A 16,668-nucleotide genomic window follows, 5' to 3' on the forward strand; every position below is an offset into this window, starting at 1 on the left:
CAATCAGTCCGGAATTTCATCGGGGACTGGCCGAGGCGCAGGGGCGGTCAGCGAGGTGATCTTGATCAGCAGGCCGAGGTGGCCGTTGTCGAGAAAATTCAGCTGGCCGTTCTTGGTGTGGCTTTCCTGTTTCAGGCGTTCGCTGGCGGTCACCAGGCCATTGGCGTCGATTTGATTGACCCAGAAATCCGCGTCAACGTCAGTGAAACGCCCCAGTTTCAGGCTCAGCGTACCCTCGATAGGGAACTGGCCGAACTGTTCCGCGCCGTCGCTGATCGCGACTTTGCTGGCTTCTTCACCGAGGGTCTGCTGCCAGGCCTTGTGCAGCAGCACCGTGTAGTTGTTGCTGGAGGCGAGCTTTTCCACTTCAGGATTCAGGCTTGGAGTGCGAAAGCTGTCGGGGCTGATGCGTTGGGCGCCCGCAGCCCAGTCTTCCGGAGCGGCGCGGCTGACAATGGCGGGCACGGCGTTTTGCCGCACCAGAATCATTTCGACCTGATACAGATCATCGGCAAACGCCGTAGGGGTGACCAGGGCAATCAACAAGGTCAGTGAGCGAAACAGGCGCATGCGGCGTCCTTCAAGCAGTTTTCGGAATGAGGCGCTCAAACAGCGCCTCTACAGTATTAAAGCGCTCTTCCGGGCGCTCCATCGGCACCTGGAATTTAAACATCGTGGCGCCTTCGAATTTGTAGCGTTTGGGCTGGCTCTGGATCAGTTTGATCAGCGTCAGTGGGTCGACGGGCGTTTGCGTCGCGAACTCGATTCGGCCGCCTTGCGGGCCACCGTCGACTTTCTTGATGCCCAGCAACTCGGCCTGCAATTTCAGCGCGGTAATGCGCATCAGGTTCTTGGTCGGCTCCGGTAACAGGCCGAAACGGTCGATCATCTCTACCTGCAAGTCCTTGAGGCCTTCCTCGTCGGTGGCCGAGGCGATGCGTTTGTAAAGAATCAGTCGTGCATGAACGTCCGGCAGATAGTCTTCGGGAATCAACGCCGGTACTCGCAAATTGACTTCCGGACCGCCGCCGAGCGGTTGATCGAGGTTCGGTTGCTCGCCCTTGCGGATCGACTTCACCGCGCGTTCGAGCATTTCCATGTACAGCGTGAAACCGACGGCCTGAATCTGTCCGCTTTGTCCGTCACCGAGCAATTCGCCGGCACCACGGATTTCCAGGTCGTTGGTAGCGAGCACGAAACCTGCACCGAGGTCCTGGGTATTGGCGATCGCTTCCAGACGCTTTTCCGCGTCCGGAGTGATTTGCTGGCGCGGCGGTGTGAGCAGGTAGGCGTAAGCCTGGTGGTGACTGCGACCGACGCGACCGCGCAACTGGTGCAACTGCGCCAGGCCGAATTTGTCGGCACGCTCGATGATGATGGTGTTGGCGCTCGGCACGTCGATGCCGGTCTCGATGATGGTCGAGGCGATCAGCACGTTGAAACGCTTGTGGTAGAAGTCGCTCATCACTTGTTCGAGATCGCGTTCGCGCATCTGCCCGTGGCCGATGCCGATCCGCGCCTCCGGCACCAGCTCGGCGAGGTCGGCGGCGCACTTCTCGATGGTCTTGACGTCGTTGTGCAGGTAGTAGACCTGCCCGCCACGCAGCAACTCACGGAGCAGGGCTTCCTTGACCGTGCTCTTGTTCTGCTCCATGACGAAGGTGCGCACCGACAGGCGACGGGCCGGCGGCGTGGCAATGATCGACAAGTCGCGCATGCCCGACACCGCCATGTTCAGCGTGCGCGGAATCGGCGTGGCGGTCAGGGTGAGGATGTCGACTTCACTGCGCAGGGCCTTGAGCTGTTCCTTCTGACGGACACCAAAACGGTGCTCTTCGTCGATGATCACCAGCCCCAGGTTTTTGATTTTTACGTCGTCCTGCAGCAGCTTGTGCGTGCCGATGACGATGTCGATCTTGCCTTCGGCGAGGTTCGCGACCGCAGCGTTCACTTCCTTGGTCGACTTGAACCGGCTCATGACTTCCACGCTCACCGGCCAGTCGGCAAAGCGGTCGCGGAAACTGTTGTAGTGCTGCTGGGCGAGCAGGGTGGTCGGCACCAGAATCGCCACTTGACGACCGCCATGTACCGCAATAAACGCCGCGCGCATTGCCACTTCGGTCTTGCCGAACCCGACGTCGCCACAGACCAGGCGGTCCATCGGTTTCGGCGCGAGCATGTCGGTGCGCACCGCTTCGATGGTGGTTTGCTGGTCCGGCGTTTCTTCGAATGGGAAGCCGGCACTGAAGGTCGCGTAATCGGCCTTCGGGTCGGCGAAGGCGTACCCTTCGCGAGCGGCGCGGCGGGCATAGATGTCGAGCAGCTCGGCGGCCACGTCGCGCACCTGTTCGGCGGCTTTGCGTTTGGCTTTCTGCCAGGTCTCGGAGCCGAGTCGGTGCAGCGGGGCCAGGGCGTCGTCGCTGCCGGTGTAACGGGCAATCAGGTGCAGGTTGGCCACCGGCACGTACAGCTTGGCGTTCTCGGCGTATTCGAGGGTCAGGAACTCAGCGGCCTGGTTGTCGATTTCCAGAATCGTCAGACCGAGGTAACGGCCGACCCCGTGATCGATGTGCACCACCGGCGCGCCTTCGCGCAGCTCGGTGAGGTTCTTGATGACGGCGTCGTTGTTGGCGTCGGCGCGTTTCTCGCGGCGACGGCGCTGCATCACGCGTTGACCGAACAGCGGGCTTTCGGCTACCAGGGCCAGCGCCGGATCATCCAGCACCAGACCTTCGTCGAGCGGCGCGATGGTGATCGCCAGGCGCTCCTTGCTCGCGACAAAGTCCGGCCAACTGTCGACGGTTTTCGGCCGCAGCTTCAGGCGTTCAAGCAATTCCAGCAGTACTTCACGACGACCTGCGGACTCGGCGGTAAACAGCACGCGACCGGGGAACTCATCGAGGAACCCCGCCAGCGCCGCCAACGGTTGGGTGGCCTTGGCTTCGATGGCCAGGTTCGGCAGTTCCCGGGCGGGAAAGCGCTCGCGGCCGACGCCGGTTTCCACGTCCTGCTGGCTGGCCACCACTCGTGGCCAGTTCTTCAGGCGCGCGAAGCAATCTTCCACCGGCAGGAACAACTCGGCCGGTGGTAATAAAGGACGGGCGGGATCGACGCGGCGCTCTTCATAGCGATTGCGCACGTCGTTCCAGAAGTTTTCCGCCGCCTGCTCGATACCGGGCAGGGAAAACACCTGAGTGTCCTGGGGCAGGTAATCGAACAGCGTGGAGGTCTCGTCGAAGAACAACGGCAGGTAGTACTCGATACCGGCCGGTGTAATCCCGCTGCTCAAGTCTTGAAAGATCGGGCAGCGACGGAAGTCGACATCGAAACGCTCACGGAACCGCGCCTTGAAGCGGGTGACCGCGTCCTTTTGCAGCGGAAACTCGCGCGCTGGCAGCAAGCGAACGGTTTCAACCTTGTCGATGGAGCGCTGGTTTTCCGGATCGAATGTACGAAGGGTCTCGATTTCGTCGTCGAACAGGTCAATCCGGAACGGTAATTTGCTGCCCATCGGGAACAGATCGATCAGCGAGCCGCGTACGGTAAATTCGCCGTGCTCGTAGACCGTATCAACGTATCGATAGCCGCTGGCCTCAAGTCGAGTGCGCATTTGCTCGACGTCGAGCTTCTGGCCGATGTCCAGCACCAGGCTGCTGCCCAGCAGGAATTTGGTCGGCGCCAGGCGATGCAGGGCCGTGGTGATCGGCACCACCAGAACGCCATGACTGAGCTCGGGCAGCCGATAAAGGGCAGAAATTCGCTGGGAAATAATGTCCTGGTGAGGCGAAAACAGATCGTAGGGCAGGGTTTCCCAGTCCGGAAAATGCAATACAGGCAAATCCGGGGCGAAGAAACTCAGCTCCTGTTCCAGCCGTTCGGCACTTTGGCTGTCGGCGGTCAGCAGCAGGGTAAAGCGCTTGGCAGCGCTGGCAGCCTCGGCAATCGCCAGGCTAAGGGCGGCACCGGGCAGGTTGCCCCAGTGCTGTTTACCTGCCGCGGCAGGGAGAAGCGGTAGACGCAGAACGGGCACGGAAGGTTGAGCTCCAAGCGTTGCGACAAAGTCGGTAATTGTAGCGGCCCCGGGTGCCGCCTGTCAGTTGCAGACTGTGTCTATTACGCAGGTTGGACGAAATGTAGTGGTAAAGACAAAATCGAGCCGTTTTTTAGCGAAAATTGTTGAATATGTAGTGGCAAAACGAGCTCGTGTTACGGAGGGTTACAGACAAGAGCGCGTTATCTCCGGAAATTTGACAGTGCTGAAAGCCCCGGTTTTACTGGGCTGGAGCGGGGCGTTATTTTTTTGAACAGGATTTTGTTACCGGTCGTGCGACAGGCGCGCATTGCTACGAGAGGGACTCGGCGGCATAATGTAGCCCCTTTTTTCTGCCCCTACATATGTGGAAGGTTCCCGTGACTCAGAAGCCCGACCAGTGTCTTGGTGAATGGATCGACCGTGAAGCACTCGCAGAAGCGATGATTCCGCTTATCGGTCAGCTCTACCGCAACAACAACGTGGTGAGCTCGATCTATGGCCGCAGCCTGATCAATCGTTCAGTCATCGCGATTCTCAAAGCTCACCGCTTTGCTCGCCATCGCCAGTCCGACGACAGCGAACTGTCCGTCCACGAAACATTCCCGCTGCTCAAGGCTATGAGCGAGCTCAAGCTCGGTGCTGCTTCGGTAGACCTGGGCAAGATGGCGGTCAAATTCAAGGCCGAAGGCAATGGCCGTACTGCCGAGCAGTTCGTCCGTGAAGAACTGGCTGACGTGGTTGGCCAGCAGAACGTTTCCGCTCGCAAAGGCACCGACGTTGTCCTGTACGGCTTCGGTCGTATCGGCCGTCTGCTGGCGCGCATCCTGATCGAGAAAACCGGTGGTGGCGACGGCCTGCGTCTGCGCGCCATCGTTGTCCGCAAGGGCGCCGAGAACGACCTGGTCAAACGTGCCAGCCTGCTGCGTCGCGACTCGGTTCATGGTCCGTTCGATGGCACCATCGTTATTGATGAAGCCAACAACACCATCACCGCCAACGGCAACCTGATCCAGGTTATCTACGCGAAGAACCCGACTGAAGTGGATTACACCCAGTACGGCATCAAAGACGCGCTGCTGGTGGACAACACCGGTGTATGGCGTGACGCCGACGGCCTCGGCCAGCACCTGGCTTGCCCGGGTATCGACCGCGTTGTTCTGACCGCGCCGGGTAAAGGCAAGTTGAAGAACATCGTTCACGGCATCAACCACGGCGAAATCACCGCTGACGACAAGATCGTTTCCGCCGCTTCCTGCACCACCAACGCCATCGTGCCGGTGTTGAAAGCAGTCAACGACAAGTTCGGCATCGTTAATGGTCACGTTGAAACCGTTCACTCGTACACCAACGACCAGAACCTGATCGACAACTTCCACAAGGGCGATCGCCGTGGTCGTAGCGCCGCGCTGAACATGGTCATCACCGAGACCGGTGCTGCCACCGCTGCAGCCAAGGCTCTGCCTGAGCTGGCCGGCAAGCTGACCGGTAACGCGATCCGCGTTCCGACGCCTAACGTGTCGATGGCCATTCTCAACCTGAACCTTGAGAAAGCCGCTACCCGTGAAGAGATGAACGAGTACCTGCGCTACATGGCGCTGCACTCCGATCTGCATAAGCAAATCGACTTCGTCAACTCGCAGGAAGTGGTTTCCACCGACTTCGTTGGCTCGCGCCACGCAGGCGTCGTGGATGCTGAAGCGACCATCTGCCAAGACAACCGCGTTGTTCTGTACGTTTGGTACGACAACGAATTCGGTTACAGCTGCCAGGTCGTTCGCGTGATGGAAGACATGGCCGGGGTCAACCCGCCAGCATTCCCGCGCTAAGCGTTAGCTGCACATGAAAACGCCCCGACTTTGGTCGGGGCGTTTTTGTTTGTGTTCCACTTATATCGTTTTAATCTTTCCGGCTGAGAATTAAGAATTATCTAAAATTCGATACAAAGTTTATTTGAATATAAAAAATAAAAACTCCTAATAAAAATAAACAGTTGTCGGCTATCTGGCTTTGGATAATTAAAACGGATCCAATCTTCCGTGCGATACATATTTGACGTCATTTAATTGTTTCCTTCGGATGCTTGACACTCCAAAGCGCTGAATCTAGTGTCGCCAATGACAACGCCCGCTCTGCCTCGGGCTCGTAACACTTGCGATGACTCCGCTGTACAGCAACTCTCCAAAAAGACAGGAATCTCATTCCTGCTCACATCACAATAAATCCAGATAAACAGCGTCGGCTTAGTTGCCGTCCAGAAAACTATTTTGCATTGCTTACCCTGCCAAAAGTGTCTTGCGGTCACGGCCTGTTATTGCCTGGCTTTTACGCGGTTGGTCTATCGGGAGAGTTGAACATGGCTGAAGAGCGCTCAAGGCTATTGTCACTGTTACCCCGTTTGGTTGGTTTGGGAGTTCTTGGGTTTATTGTTTGGCTGTTGTTATCGACGTTGCTGATGCCGTTGGTGTCGGCCTCAGCCACACGGGCGATTTTGAATGCGCCGGTGATACTGCTGACAACGCCGATTGACGGTGTGGTGAGCGCACTGGAGGTCAAACCCGGCGCGACGTTTGTCCAGGGCCAGAAAATTGCCGTCGTTGAAAACCCGCGAGCGAATCAGGAAACCTTGCTGGCCCTGCAAACCCGGCGCCTGACCCTTGAGCAACAGCTGTCCTCTTCAGCCAGTCAGGCTGAGCACGATCAGCAGTATTACGAGGCGCTGGAGAAAACCAGCCAGCAATACCAAACGGCATTCCATACCCGCCAACTCTTTACCCAAAGGGCCCTGAAAGCCGAGAGCAGTGCCGCCAGTGCGCGGTTGATGGATGCTCAGGAAACCGTCGAACGCAATCTCGAATTGTTCGTTCAAGGGGCGGTGAGTGGCGCGGTGGTTGCCTCATCCAAAGCCCAGTTGGCTTCATTACAAGGTGCAGCCGAGTCGGTGCGTTCGCAATTGCGGATCAACGACGGCGATGTGAGTGCCGCCAATAAACAGGTTTACCTGGATCCCGATCAACTGCGCATGTTCGACCTCCGTGCGCAAATGACCACACTCAAACTCAGCCTGGAGAATCAGGCGCGCAATCGCGCGACCTATCAACAGGAACTCGACAACCTTAACCAACTGATCGGAACCGAACAGAATCGCGTCAAGTTGATGGCCGGTTATGACGTCGTGGCGTATTCACCAGGCACCGTCCAGGAGCTGTTGGCGCCACAGGGCACGCTGGTGCAGGCCGGATCGACTTTGCTGCGGGCCACTGATTGCGCGCAGAGCTACGTCATAGCGGTGTTCCCCGAGCGCATGGCCAGCAAGATCGACCGCGACAGCGTCCTCACAGTGAAAATCCGCGGCCTGGATCAACCGCTCAAAGCCAGCGTGGTGCAGTTACTGTCCAGCGCTTCGGATATTCGCGCCAACACCTACAGCGTGCCGTTCCCTTACGCCGAACAGAACTCGGTGTACGTCGTCGGTACGTTTGCCGCCGATTTGACTGCCACTCAGCGCGCCATGACCTGCAATCCCGGGTTGTGGGCGAGTGCCGAGGTCTCGCGGCCATGAATATCGTTTTTCGAGGAATGCTGGGTTTGATGCTACTTGCCAGCGGAGTGTCTGCATTGGCCACGCAAGCGAGGCCGCAATTGGCGGCGATGACCTGTGCGGCGCTGGATCGGGCCGTGACGTCCTTGCCGACAGGTCCGGTGCTGGTGGCCAGCTACCCGCCGCTGGATGGCCAGCCTGCGCCGATCCTGGCATTGCGCGGCGTAGCGTTCACTTACGATAACGCTCTGGCGAGCATTGCGCTGTTTGCCTGTGGCAAGGCCGAGTCGGCGCGGCGGATCGCCGATGCATTGGCGTTCGCCACGCGCCACGATCCGGAATATCAGGATGGACGACTGCGCAATGCCTACGCTGCCGGCCCGGTCGGTGCGCCGTCTATGAAATTGCCGGGCTACTGGAGTACCGAGCGCAACGGCTGGAATCAGGACGCCTATCAAGTCAGCAGCGCCACCGGCAATCAGGCCTGGGCAGCGTTGGCCTTGTTGGAAGCTTTTCGCCAAAGCGGCGAGGCGTCTTACCTTGAGGCTGCGCGACAAGCCTTGCGCTGGTCGCAGCAAAACACCTACGACGGGCAATCGCCAGCCGGTTTCAGTGGTGGCTATTACGGGTACTTTTCCAAACAGGTCCAGCAAAACTGGAAGTCCACCGAGCACAACGTCGATCTGGCGGCTGCGTGGTCGGCGCTCAACAATGTGGCGCCGGATCAGGAGACGGCGCGGCAGGCGCGGATTGCCCGGCAGTTTGTGTACAGCCAGTGGGACGCTGAAGAAGGGCGCTTTCTGATTGGTACCGGAGCGGATGGCCAAACCTCGGACCGCGTGCGCTCTGGTCTGGATGCGCAGATCTGGCCATTGATCGCTTTGCACGATCCACCGAAGGACTGGCGTCGGGTCTTCGCATTCATCGACCACGCTCACCGCGCCGGCGAAGGTTACGGTTTCAACCGTGACCCCGACGGCTTATGGACCGAAGGCACCGCCCAGGCCGCTGCCGTCGCGCAATTGAACGGTTTGAGTGACAAGGCGCAACCGCTGTGGAGCGTGTTGCTCGCCCAAGAGGCGGGCAACGGCTGGCTGTTTGCAACACCGGCGCCGCGCATCAGTACCGGGCTGGCCATAGGCCCGGACTCCGTCACCAATGACTTTTTTTATTACCACTTGCCTCACTTGGGCGCTACAGCGTGGGCGGCGATTGCGGCCACCGGCGTCAATCCCTTTACCGGTTCGCTAGAGGCTGACTGACATGCAGGCACTGGACTCGCTGCAACTGCTGCAAATCAATTTCTGGACGCTGGCGGTGGTGATTCTGTTCACCTGTCTGACCCATCGGGATCAATGGGTGGCGCGTGCCGGTTTCGGCGCGATCACCGCGTTGTTGCTGGTCAACTACGCAGCCTGGCGGATTCGCGACACGTTGCCCGACAGTCATTCAGGCTTTGTCACGGTCTGGGCATACGCCTTTTTGTTCTTCGAGATGCTGGCGATTGGTTACACGCTGTTTTCTATCGTCGTGATGCTGTGTCGCTCGGATCACACCCAGGAGGCTGATGCGGGCGAGCGGCGGCTCCGCGCCCAGGGCGCGAACGTGCCAGCGGTGGACGTGTTTATCGCCACGTATAACGAAGGTTTGGACATTCTGGAAAAAACCATCATTGCCGCCCAGGCTATCGACTACCCCAACTTCACCCTCTGGGTGCTCGACGATACGCGCCGCGACTGGTTGCGCGATTACTGCGCCGAGGTCGGCGTGCAATACGCGCGGCGCCCCGACAACTCACACGCCAAGGCCGGCAATCTGAACAACGGCTTGCGCCAATCTGCGGCCGGCAGTAATGCGCCATACATTCTGGTGCTCGACGCCGACTTCGCCCCGCAGCAACCGATCCTGATGCGCACGCTGGGGTTGTTCGACGACCCCAAAGTCGGTCTGGTGCAGACGCCGCAGTTCTATTACAACCCCGACCCGATCCAGCACAACCTCGGCACGTCTGCCTGCTGGGTGGATGAACAGCGGGTGTTCTTTGATGTGTTCCAGCCCGCCAAGGATGGCTGGGACGCGGCATTTTGCGTTGGCACCTCCTTCGTTGTGCGTCGGGATCTGATCACCGAGGTCGGCGGTTTTCCCACAGGTTCGGTCTGCGAAGACATCTACACGACCTATCGACTGCTGCAAAAAGGCTACGTCACGCGCTGGCTGAATGAGCGTCTGTCGATCGGTCTGTCTGCCGAGGGTCTGACCGAATACATCAACCAGCGCGGGCGCTGGTGCCTGGGCACCATTCAGGTGGCGCTGCTCAAGGACGGTCCGCTGCGTGGCAGTGGCTACACGCTCAATGACCGCTTGCACTACGTGCATGGCCTGATGCACTGGTTCTCCAAGCCGTTCATTTTGATGATGCTGGTCTCGCCGGTGCTGTATTGGTATTTCGGCATCGCCGGTTTTTACGCCAATCCGGTCGACTTCCTCGCCTTCGGCATGCCAGCGTTGATTGCATTCTGGGGTTACGGGACCTGGGTCACGGATCGGCGCACCTTGCCTGTTTTTACCGAGGTCACGCAGATCGTTGCCTCTCTGGCGGTCACTGCCACCCTCTTCAGCGCGATGATCCGGCCGTTCGGGCGGCCGTTCAAAGTGACTGCCAAAGGCCTCGATCGTTCGCGCACGATGGTGCACTGGAAGCTGTTCGGATTCTTTTTCGCGCTGACCCTGTTCTCGCAGATCGGTGCTTACATCGCCATCAGCACCGCCGCCTCGTTCGACGGCAACATGCTGTTCAATCTGTGCTGGACGGTTGTCGCGCTGGTCTACAACCTGGCAACCCTGGTGGCCTGTGTTGACCGACCACGACTACACGGCGAAGAGCGTTTTCCCTTCGACAAACCCACCGGTTTCCGCTTTGGCGGCAAAGTCCTTCCCGGTCGCCTGGTGGATATTTCCCTCAGCGGCGCGTCCTTGAGCTGCGCCTTCGCCTCCTCGATCAAACCGGGGCTTTGCGGTCAGATATGGATCGACAAACTCGGGTGGCTCGACGTCGAAGTCATGCGCAATCACGGCGACGACCAGTTGGGCTTGAGATTTGCCGACCTTGATGAAGCATTGCGTCGGCGATTGATTGCGCGGCTGTTCAGCGACGCGACTATCAACGTGGTCAGCAAGGCTGAACCGGCGTTGGCGTTCGGCACCTTGCTGCGCCGTTCATTGCTGGGTGAAAAACGCATGGGACCGCGTTTGCCTGCGCGGGCCAAGGCGTCGTCTTACGTCCCGTTGCCTCGATGGCGGCCGGTCAGTGTTCGTTCGCACAAACAGCCACTGCCGCACATCAGTGTCGGCAGGTCAGGTCTGTGGACTGTGCTGCTTTCTCCCTTGCGAGCTTTGCTCGGCCAACGCTTGTAGGTGCGCGCGATGAACAGTTGCTTACCCACTTCATGGTTCATGTCTTTGGTGTTGCTCGGCGGTTGTTCGCTGGAGCCCACGTACGAGAAACCCGACGCGCCGATCGATCAGCAATGGCCGGCCAACACCGCCGGTGAGTGTTGCAGCGGCAAGCAGGCGTTCGACAAGGATTGGCGTGGCTTCGTGGTCGATGACCGACTGCGCCAGTTGATCGAACTGGCCCTGAGCAATAACCGCAGCCTGCGGCAGTTCGCGGCCAGTGTCGAAGAGGCGAGGGCCGGTTATGACAGCGCGCGGTCAGGACTTTTTCCTAAGATCGGCATCGACACGTACGCCGGGCGCAGCAAGCTGCCACCGCTGGTGCGCACACCGGGCGGTGGTGATACGTCCGGCAGCATCGCGAACACCTTTCAGGCAACGGGCGGTTTCACTTCCTACGAACTGGATTTTTTCGGGCGCATCCGCAGTCAGCGAAACGCCGCCGGTGCGCGTTACGAGGCGTCAGAGGCGGATTATCAGACGGCGCGGCTGGCGCTGATCGGCGAAGTTGCCAACACTTGGCTGAGCCTCAAGGCCAACCAGCATTTACTCAACCTCGCCCAGACCACCTATCAATCCCAGGACCGCTACGGGCAGTTGTTACGCAAGAGTTTCAACCTTGGTTCCAGTGCGCGGATCGACGTCCACCAGGCGGATGCGCAGACCAATACTGCGGCAGTGCAGGTCAACACCTATCGCATGCAAGTGGCGCAGAACCTGAATGCGCTGCGGGTGCTGGTGGGGCAACCGATGCCGGAGGGGTTGCTGCCAACCGGCGCGCTGGGGGAACAGTTGGCGACGCTCGACGTGCCGGCCGGTCTACCCTCGTCATTGGTTGAACGCCGACCCGATATCATGTCCGCCGAAGCCCAATTGCGTGCAGCCAACGCGGATATCGGCGCCGCTCGCAGTGCGTACTTCCCGACCTTTTCCCTGACCTCGGCGCTGGGCAGCCTGACGGGAGATTTTTCCCGGTTGCTCAGTGGGCCGGCGGAGTTCTGGTCGGTGGCGCTGGCGGGATCATTGCCGTTGATCGATGGGGGAGCGCGGCGGGCTCAGGTGGATGCCAGTCATGCTCGGTTCGACGGTCAAGTGGCGGCCTACGAAGCCACGGTGCAGAACGCTTTTCGCGAGGCGGCCGACGCCTTGAATGCTCGCCAGGAAATGCTCACGCAGGTTGAGTTTCAGAAAAAGCTGGTAGGGGATTATCAGGAGGCGTATCGGCAATCGCGGTTACGTTTCGAGTCCGGCCTGGACAGCTATTTTTCCACCATGGATGCACAGCGTTCGCTGTTCGATGCGCAGCAGAAATGGGCGCAGCTGGAACTGGCGCGGGAGATTAATCAGGTGACGTTGTATAAGGCATTGGGTGGGGGGTGGAGTCGGTCGTTGAAGGTGGCGGATCGTTGACCTGTAATCATTTTGCCGGCCTCATCGCGAGCAAGCTCGCTCCCACATTGGATTTGTGTCGTGATCACAATTGTGTGAGCACCACCAAACCTGTGGGAGCGCAAGCGATGGCGATCTGTCAGGCGCCACCGACCACAGCCGCTTGAGCCGTCCGCAATTCATGCCGGTTGCCACGGAACAACACCAAGGTTGCGATTAGCCCCAGCACCGCCGCACCGCTAAGCCAGATCCCTGGTGCAGCCTTGTTGTCCAGCACATGAATCAGATACGTACAGGCCGCTGGTGTAAACCCACCGAAGGTGGCTGTTGCCAGGCTGTAGGCCAGGGAGAAGCCTGTTGTACGAACTTCCACCGGCATGATCTCTGTCAGCGCCACGACCATGGCACCGTTATACGAGCCATACAGGAGCGACAGCCACAACTCGACGATCAGCAGGTGGCTGAAGCTCGGGTTTGCTACCAGCCATGACAGGGCGGGGTAGGCGGTGAGGATCGCCAGAATCGTCGCTGCCAGCAGCAAGGGTTTGCGTCCGATCCTGTCGGACACAGAACCCATGACCGGCAGCCAGAAGAAGTTCGACAGGCCGATGCACACTGTCACCAGCAACGCATCCAGATCCGACAAATGCAGTTCGGCTTTACCGAAGGTCGGGGTGTAGGCGGTGATCAGGTAGAACGACACGGTGGTCATCACCACCAACGCCATACCGGCGATGACGATGCCAAAGTTCTGGCTGATCGAGCGGACGACGTCCCGCAGGGTAGGGCGGTGTTTACGCGCCTGGAATTCCGGGGTTTCTTCCAGCGAGCGACGAATCACGAAGATCACCGGCACGATCATGCAGCCGATCAGGAACGGCACGCGCCAGCCCCAGTCGCCCATTTGTTCCGGGCTGAGCCAGTGGTTCAAACCCACGCCGAGCAGGCCGGCGAACACGACCGCCGCTTGCTGACTGGCGGACTGCCAACTGACAAAGAAGCCCTTGCGGCCCGGGGTGGAAATCTCGGCGAGGTAGACCGACACACCGCCCAGTTCCACGCCGGCCGAGAAGCCTTGTAGCAGACGACCGAATAGTACGATTAGCGGCGCAGCAACGCCCAGCGAGGCGTAACCCGGCACGCAGGCAATCAGGACCGTGCCGGCGGCCATCATCGCGAGGGTGATGATCAGCCCTTTGCGTCGACCGTGTCGGTCGATATAGGCACCGAGGAAAATCGCCCCCAATGGGCGCATCAGGAAGCCGGCACCGAAGGTGGCCAGCGATAACATCAGGGAAGCGAAAGCGCTGTCGGCAGGGAAGAAGGTTTTGGCAATGGCCGTGGCGTAAAAGCCGTAGACCATAAAGTCGAACATCTCGAGAAAGTTACCGCTGACAACGCGAAAAATCGCTTTGCCTTTGCTCGTATTGGAAGACATTTGTAGGTACTCACGCTGGTAAGTCTTGTTTGAAACGCTGCACCTGTGGGAGCGAGCAGGCTCGCTCCCACAGGTTTTGCGTCTTACTGACGGGCACTGGCAGACCTCGCTCCCATGCGCTCTGAGGCCCATAATGGCGGGCGCGGTTTTGAGGGGAGATGAAGATTTGTTAACTGGACGGTGGAGTGGACTTGTGGTGCTGGCCGGCGTTTTGTCCGGTTGTGGCAACGGCGACAGCCTGGAACGCTTCGACGGCCCGACCATGGGCAGTCGTTATTCCATTCAATACGTAAGACATTCCTCCACGCCCGGGCCGAAAGCGGTGCAGGCCGAAGTAGAAAATATCCTCGCCGAAGTGGATCGACAATTCTCGACCTATCGCAGCGACTCGGACACCGTACGCTTCAACGCACTGCCGGCCGGTCGCTGTCAGGTCATGCCTGGCCCTGTGCTCGAATTGATCCGTGTGGGCGAGCAGTTGTCATCCCAAAGCGACGGCTCCTTCGACTTGACGGTGGAGCCGCTGCTCAACCTGTGGGGATTCGGGCCCCAGTCCCGGGAAGAAAAAGTGCCGACCGCCGACGCCTTGGCCCTGACGCGACAGCGCGTTGGATATGGTCACTTACGCATCGACGGCGATCGGTTGTGTAAAGATGCCCCGGTGGAAGTCGACTTCAACAGTCTCGCCGCTGGCTATGCTGTCGACCGGATCGCCGGGAGGCTTGAGGCCTTGGGCATCGACAGTTACCTCGCCGAAGCCACCGGCGAACTCAAGGCTGCCGGCAAAAAACTCGACGGCTCGCCGTGGCGCATCGCCCTGGAAGAACCCCGCGACGATCAGCAAGTGGCCGAGCGCATCATCGCCGTCGACGGCTACGGCGTTTCCACTTCCGGCGATTACCGCAACTATTTCGAGCAGGACGGTCGGCGTTATCCCCACACCTTCGATGCCCGTACCGGTGCGCCGGTCTCACACACCTTGGCGTCAGTCACGGTGATTCATCCTTCAGCGCTGATGGCCGATGGATTATCGACGCTGTTGCTGATTCTCGGTCCTGAACGTGGTTGGGACTACGCGGAAAAACACGACATCGGTGCATTCTTTGTGATTCGTGCCGATACAGGTTTCGTCACACGCGCAAGTCACGCTTTTGAGCGTCTCAGTGGCGCAAAAACCGAGTGATTGCGGCGATGCAAGCAGCAAAGACTGGCGTTGTAGTGCAGGCAAAACTAGCCTACGACGCGACCAAGGGTTAATGTGCCCGGCGTTGACGCTTCTATAGACTGTGTCCGGGTTCTGCACTGGCCCCAAATTGTTCCTTCACGCCGCAGATCGGCGTGATTTAGCCGCAGGTGCCGATGGCGCCGCGGCCTGTTCTGAGGAGTACGCATGGCTGTCTACAACTACGACGTGGTGGTGCTGGGTTCCGGCCCAGCGGGAGAAGGCGCGGCAATGAACGCCGCCAAAGCAGGGCGCAAGGTGGCGATGGTCGATAGCCGTCGCCAGGTCGGCGGCAACTGCACCCACCTGGGTACCATCCCGTCCAAGGCACTGCGTCACTCTGTCCGGCAGATCATGCAGTTCAACACCAACCCGATGTTCCGGGCCATTGGTGAGCCGCGCTGGTTTTCGTTTCCGGACGTTCTGAAAAGCGCCGAGAAAGTGATCTCCAAGCAAGTCGCTTCGCGCACCGGCTACTACGCTCGTAACCGCGTCGACGTGTTCTTCGGCACCGGCAGCTTCGCCGACGAGCAAACCATCGAAGTGGTCTGCGCCAACGGCGTGGTCGAAAAACTGGTGGCCAAGCACATCATCATCGCCACCGGTTCGCGCCCGTATCGCCCGGCGGACATCGATTTCCACCACCCGCGTATCTACGATAGCGACACCATCCTCAGCCTCGGCCACACCCCGCGTAAACTCATCGTTTACGGCGCCGGCGTTATCGGTTGCGAGTACGCGTCGATCTTCAGCGGTCTGGGTGTACTGGTTGAGCTGGTGGACAACCGCGGTCAGTTGCTGAGCTTCCTCGACTCGGAAATTTCCCAGGCGTTGAGTTACCACTTCAGCAACAACAACATCACGGTTCGCCACAACGAAGACTACGACCGCGTCGAAGGCGTGGACAACGGCGTGATCCTGCACCTCAAGTCCGGCAAGAAGATCAAGGCTGACGCCTTGCTCTGGTGCAACGGCCGTACCGGCAACACCGATCAGTTGGGTCTGGAAAACATCGGCGTGAAGGTCAACAGCCGTGGCCAGATCGAAGTCGACGAAGCCTACCGCACCTGCGTACCGAACATTTACGGTGCCGGTGATGTGATCGGCTGGCCGAGCCTGGCCAGTGCCGCCCACGACCAGGGCCGTTCGGCCGCTGGCAGCATCGTTGATAACAACAGCTGGCGCTTCGTCAACGACGTGCCGACCGGGATCTACACGATTCCGGAGATCAGCTCGATCGGCAAGAACGAGCAGGAGCTGACCCAGGCCAAAGTGCCCTACGAAGTCGGCAAGGCGTTCTTCAAGAGCATGGCGCGTGCACAGATCGCCGGCGAGCCTCAGGGCATGCTGAAGATCCTCTTCCACCGTGAAACGCTGGAAGTGCTGGGCGTTCACTGCTTCGGTTATCAGGCATCGGAGATCGTGCACATCGGTCAGGCGATCATGAGCCAGCCGGGCGAGCTGAACACCCTGAAGTACTTCGTTAACACGACGTTCAACTACCCGACCATGGCTGAAGCCTATCGGGTAGCGGCATACGATGGCCTCAACCGGCTTTTTTGAGCGGCTCCGGCCGGTGGCCTGAGCCGGCCGGG

General features: G+C 59.5%; 10 protein-coding genes. 7 read left to right on the forward strand and 3 right to left on the reverse strand.

Going from position 1 to position 16,668, the window contains the following annotated elements; all coding sequences use genetic code 11:
• Positions 1-3: 3 nt before the first annotated feature.
• A complete protein-coding gene (locus ACA055_RS09300; RefSeq protein ID WP_497683348.1) occupies positions 4-570 on the reverse strand; it encodes a CsiV family protein in 567 nt (188 codons plus the stop codon).
• A 10-nt stretch (positions 571-580) separates the two neighbouring features.
• Positions 581-4,030, reverse strand: coding sequence for a transcription-repair coupling factor (mfd, locus tag ACA055_RS09305; protein WP_497683349.1), 3,450 nt, complete (start codon positions 4,028-4,030; stop codon positions 581-583).
• Between the two features lie 365 nt (positions 4,031-4,395).
• Between mfd and ACA055_RS09310 the strand changes: the two genes are divergently transcribed.
• The 5 genes from ACA055_RS09310 to ACA055_RS09330 all read left to right on the forward strand — a co-directional run bounded on the left by ACA055_RS09310 (position 4,396) and on the right by ACA055_RS09330 (position 12,434).
• Entirely contained in the window at positions 4,396-5,859 is a 1,464-nt protein-coding gene (locus tag ACA055_RS09310; RefSeq protein ID WP_497683350.1) for a glyceraldehyde-3-phosphate dehydrogenase, read from the forward strand.
• Positions 5,860-6,386: 527 nt separating this feature from the next.
• Entirely contained in the window at positions 6,387-7,592 is a 1,206-nt protein-coding gene (locus ACA055_RS09315) for an HlyD family secretion protein (protein WP_497683351.1), read from the forward strand.
• Positions 7,589-8,833: a hypothetical protein gene (locus tag ACA055_RS09320; RefSeq protein ID WP_497683352.1), complete on the forward strand. Its 1,245-nt coding sequence runs from the start codon at positions 7,589-7,591 to the stop codon at positions 8,831-8,833. Before ACA055_RS09315 ends, ACA055_RS09320 begins: the two co-directional genes overlap by 4 nt.
• Position 8,834: 1 nt before the next feature.
• Positions 8,835-10,985, forward strand: coding sequence for a glycosyltransferase family 2 protein (locus ACA055_RS09325; protein ID WP_497683353.1), 2,151 nt, complete (start codon positions 8,835-8,837; stop codon positions 10,983-10,985).
• Positions 10,986-10,994: 9 nt separating this feature from the next.
• On the forward strand, positions 10,995-12,434 hold the full coding sequence (locus ACA055_RS09330; RefSeq protein ID WP_497683354.1) for an efflux transporter outer membrane subunit: 1,440 nt from the start codon (positions 10,995-10,997) through the stop codon (positions 12,432-12,434).
• Between the two features lie 118 nt (positions 12,435-12,552).
• Here ACA055_RS09330 and ACA055_RS09335 read toward each other — a convergent pair whose 3' ends face one another.
• The gene (locus ACA055_RS09335) at positions 12,553-13,851 is read right to left on the reverse strand and encodes an MFS transporter (protein ID WP_497683355.1); all 1,299 of its coding nucleotides are present in this window, start codon (positions 13,849-13,851) and stop codon (positions 12,553-12,555) included.
• Between the two features lie 193 nt (positions 13,852-14,044).
• On the opposite strand from ACA055_RS09335, the gene ACA055_RS09340 reads away from it, so the two are divergent.
• Together ACA055_RS09340 and sthA are read left to right on the forward strand one after the other, a co-directional pair.
• A complete protein-coding gene (locus tag ACA055_RS09340; RefSeq protein WP_497683356.1) occupies positions 14,045-15,034 on the forward strand; it encodes an FAD:protein FMN transferase in 990 nt (329 codons plus the stop codon).
• A 207-nt stretch (positions 15,035-15,241) separates the two neighbouring features.
• Entirely contained in the window at positions 15,242-16,636 is a 1,395-nt protein-coding gene (sthA, locus tag ACA055_RS09345) for a Si-specific NAD(P)(+) transhydrogenase (protein WP_007907752.1), read from the forward strand.
• Positions 16,637-16,668 lie beyond the last annotated feature (32 nt).

This window comes from Pseudomonas sp. LBUM1657 (genome assembly GCF_059716075.1).

Coding starts and splice junctions, on each gene's coding strand:
- ACA055_RS09320 (WP_497683352.1), top strand. CDS start 7,589: ATGAATATCGTTTTTCGAGGAATGCTGGGTTTGATGCTACTTGCCAGC.
- ACA055_RS09325 (WP_497683353.1), top strand. CDS start 8,835: ATGCAGGCACTGGACTCGCTGCAACTGCTGCAAATCAATTTCTGGACG.
- ACA055_RS09315 (WP_497683351.1), top strand. CDS start 6,387: ATGGCTGAAGAGCGCTCAAGGCTATTGTCACTGTTACCCCGTTTGGTT.
- ACA055_RS09335 (WP_497683355.1), bottom strand. CDS start 13,851: ATGTCTTCCAATACGAGCAAAGGCAAAGCGATTTTTCGCGTTGTCAGC.
- sthA (WP_007907752.1), top strand. CDS start 15,242: ATGGCTGTCTACAACTACGACGTGGTGGTGCTGGGTTCCGGCCCAGCG.
- ACA055_RS09300 (WP_497683348.1), bottom strand. CDS start 570: ATGCGCCTGTTTCGCTCACTGACCTTGTTGATTGCCCTGGTCACCCCT.
- ACA055_RS09310 (WP_497683350.1), top strand. CDS start 4,396: ATGTGGAAGGTTCCCGTGACTCAGAAGCCCGACCAGTGTCTTGGTGAA.
- ACA055_RS09330 (WP_497683354.1), top strand. CDS start 10,995: ATGAACAGTTGCTTACCCACTTCATGGTTCATGTCTTTGGTGTTGCTC.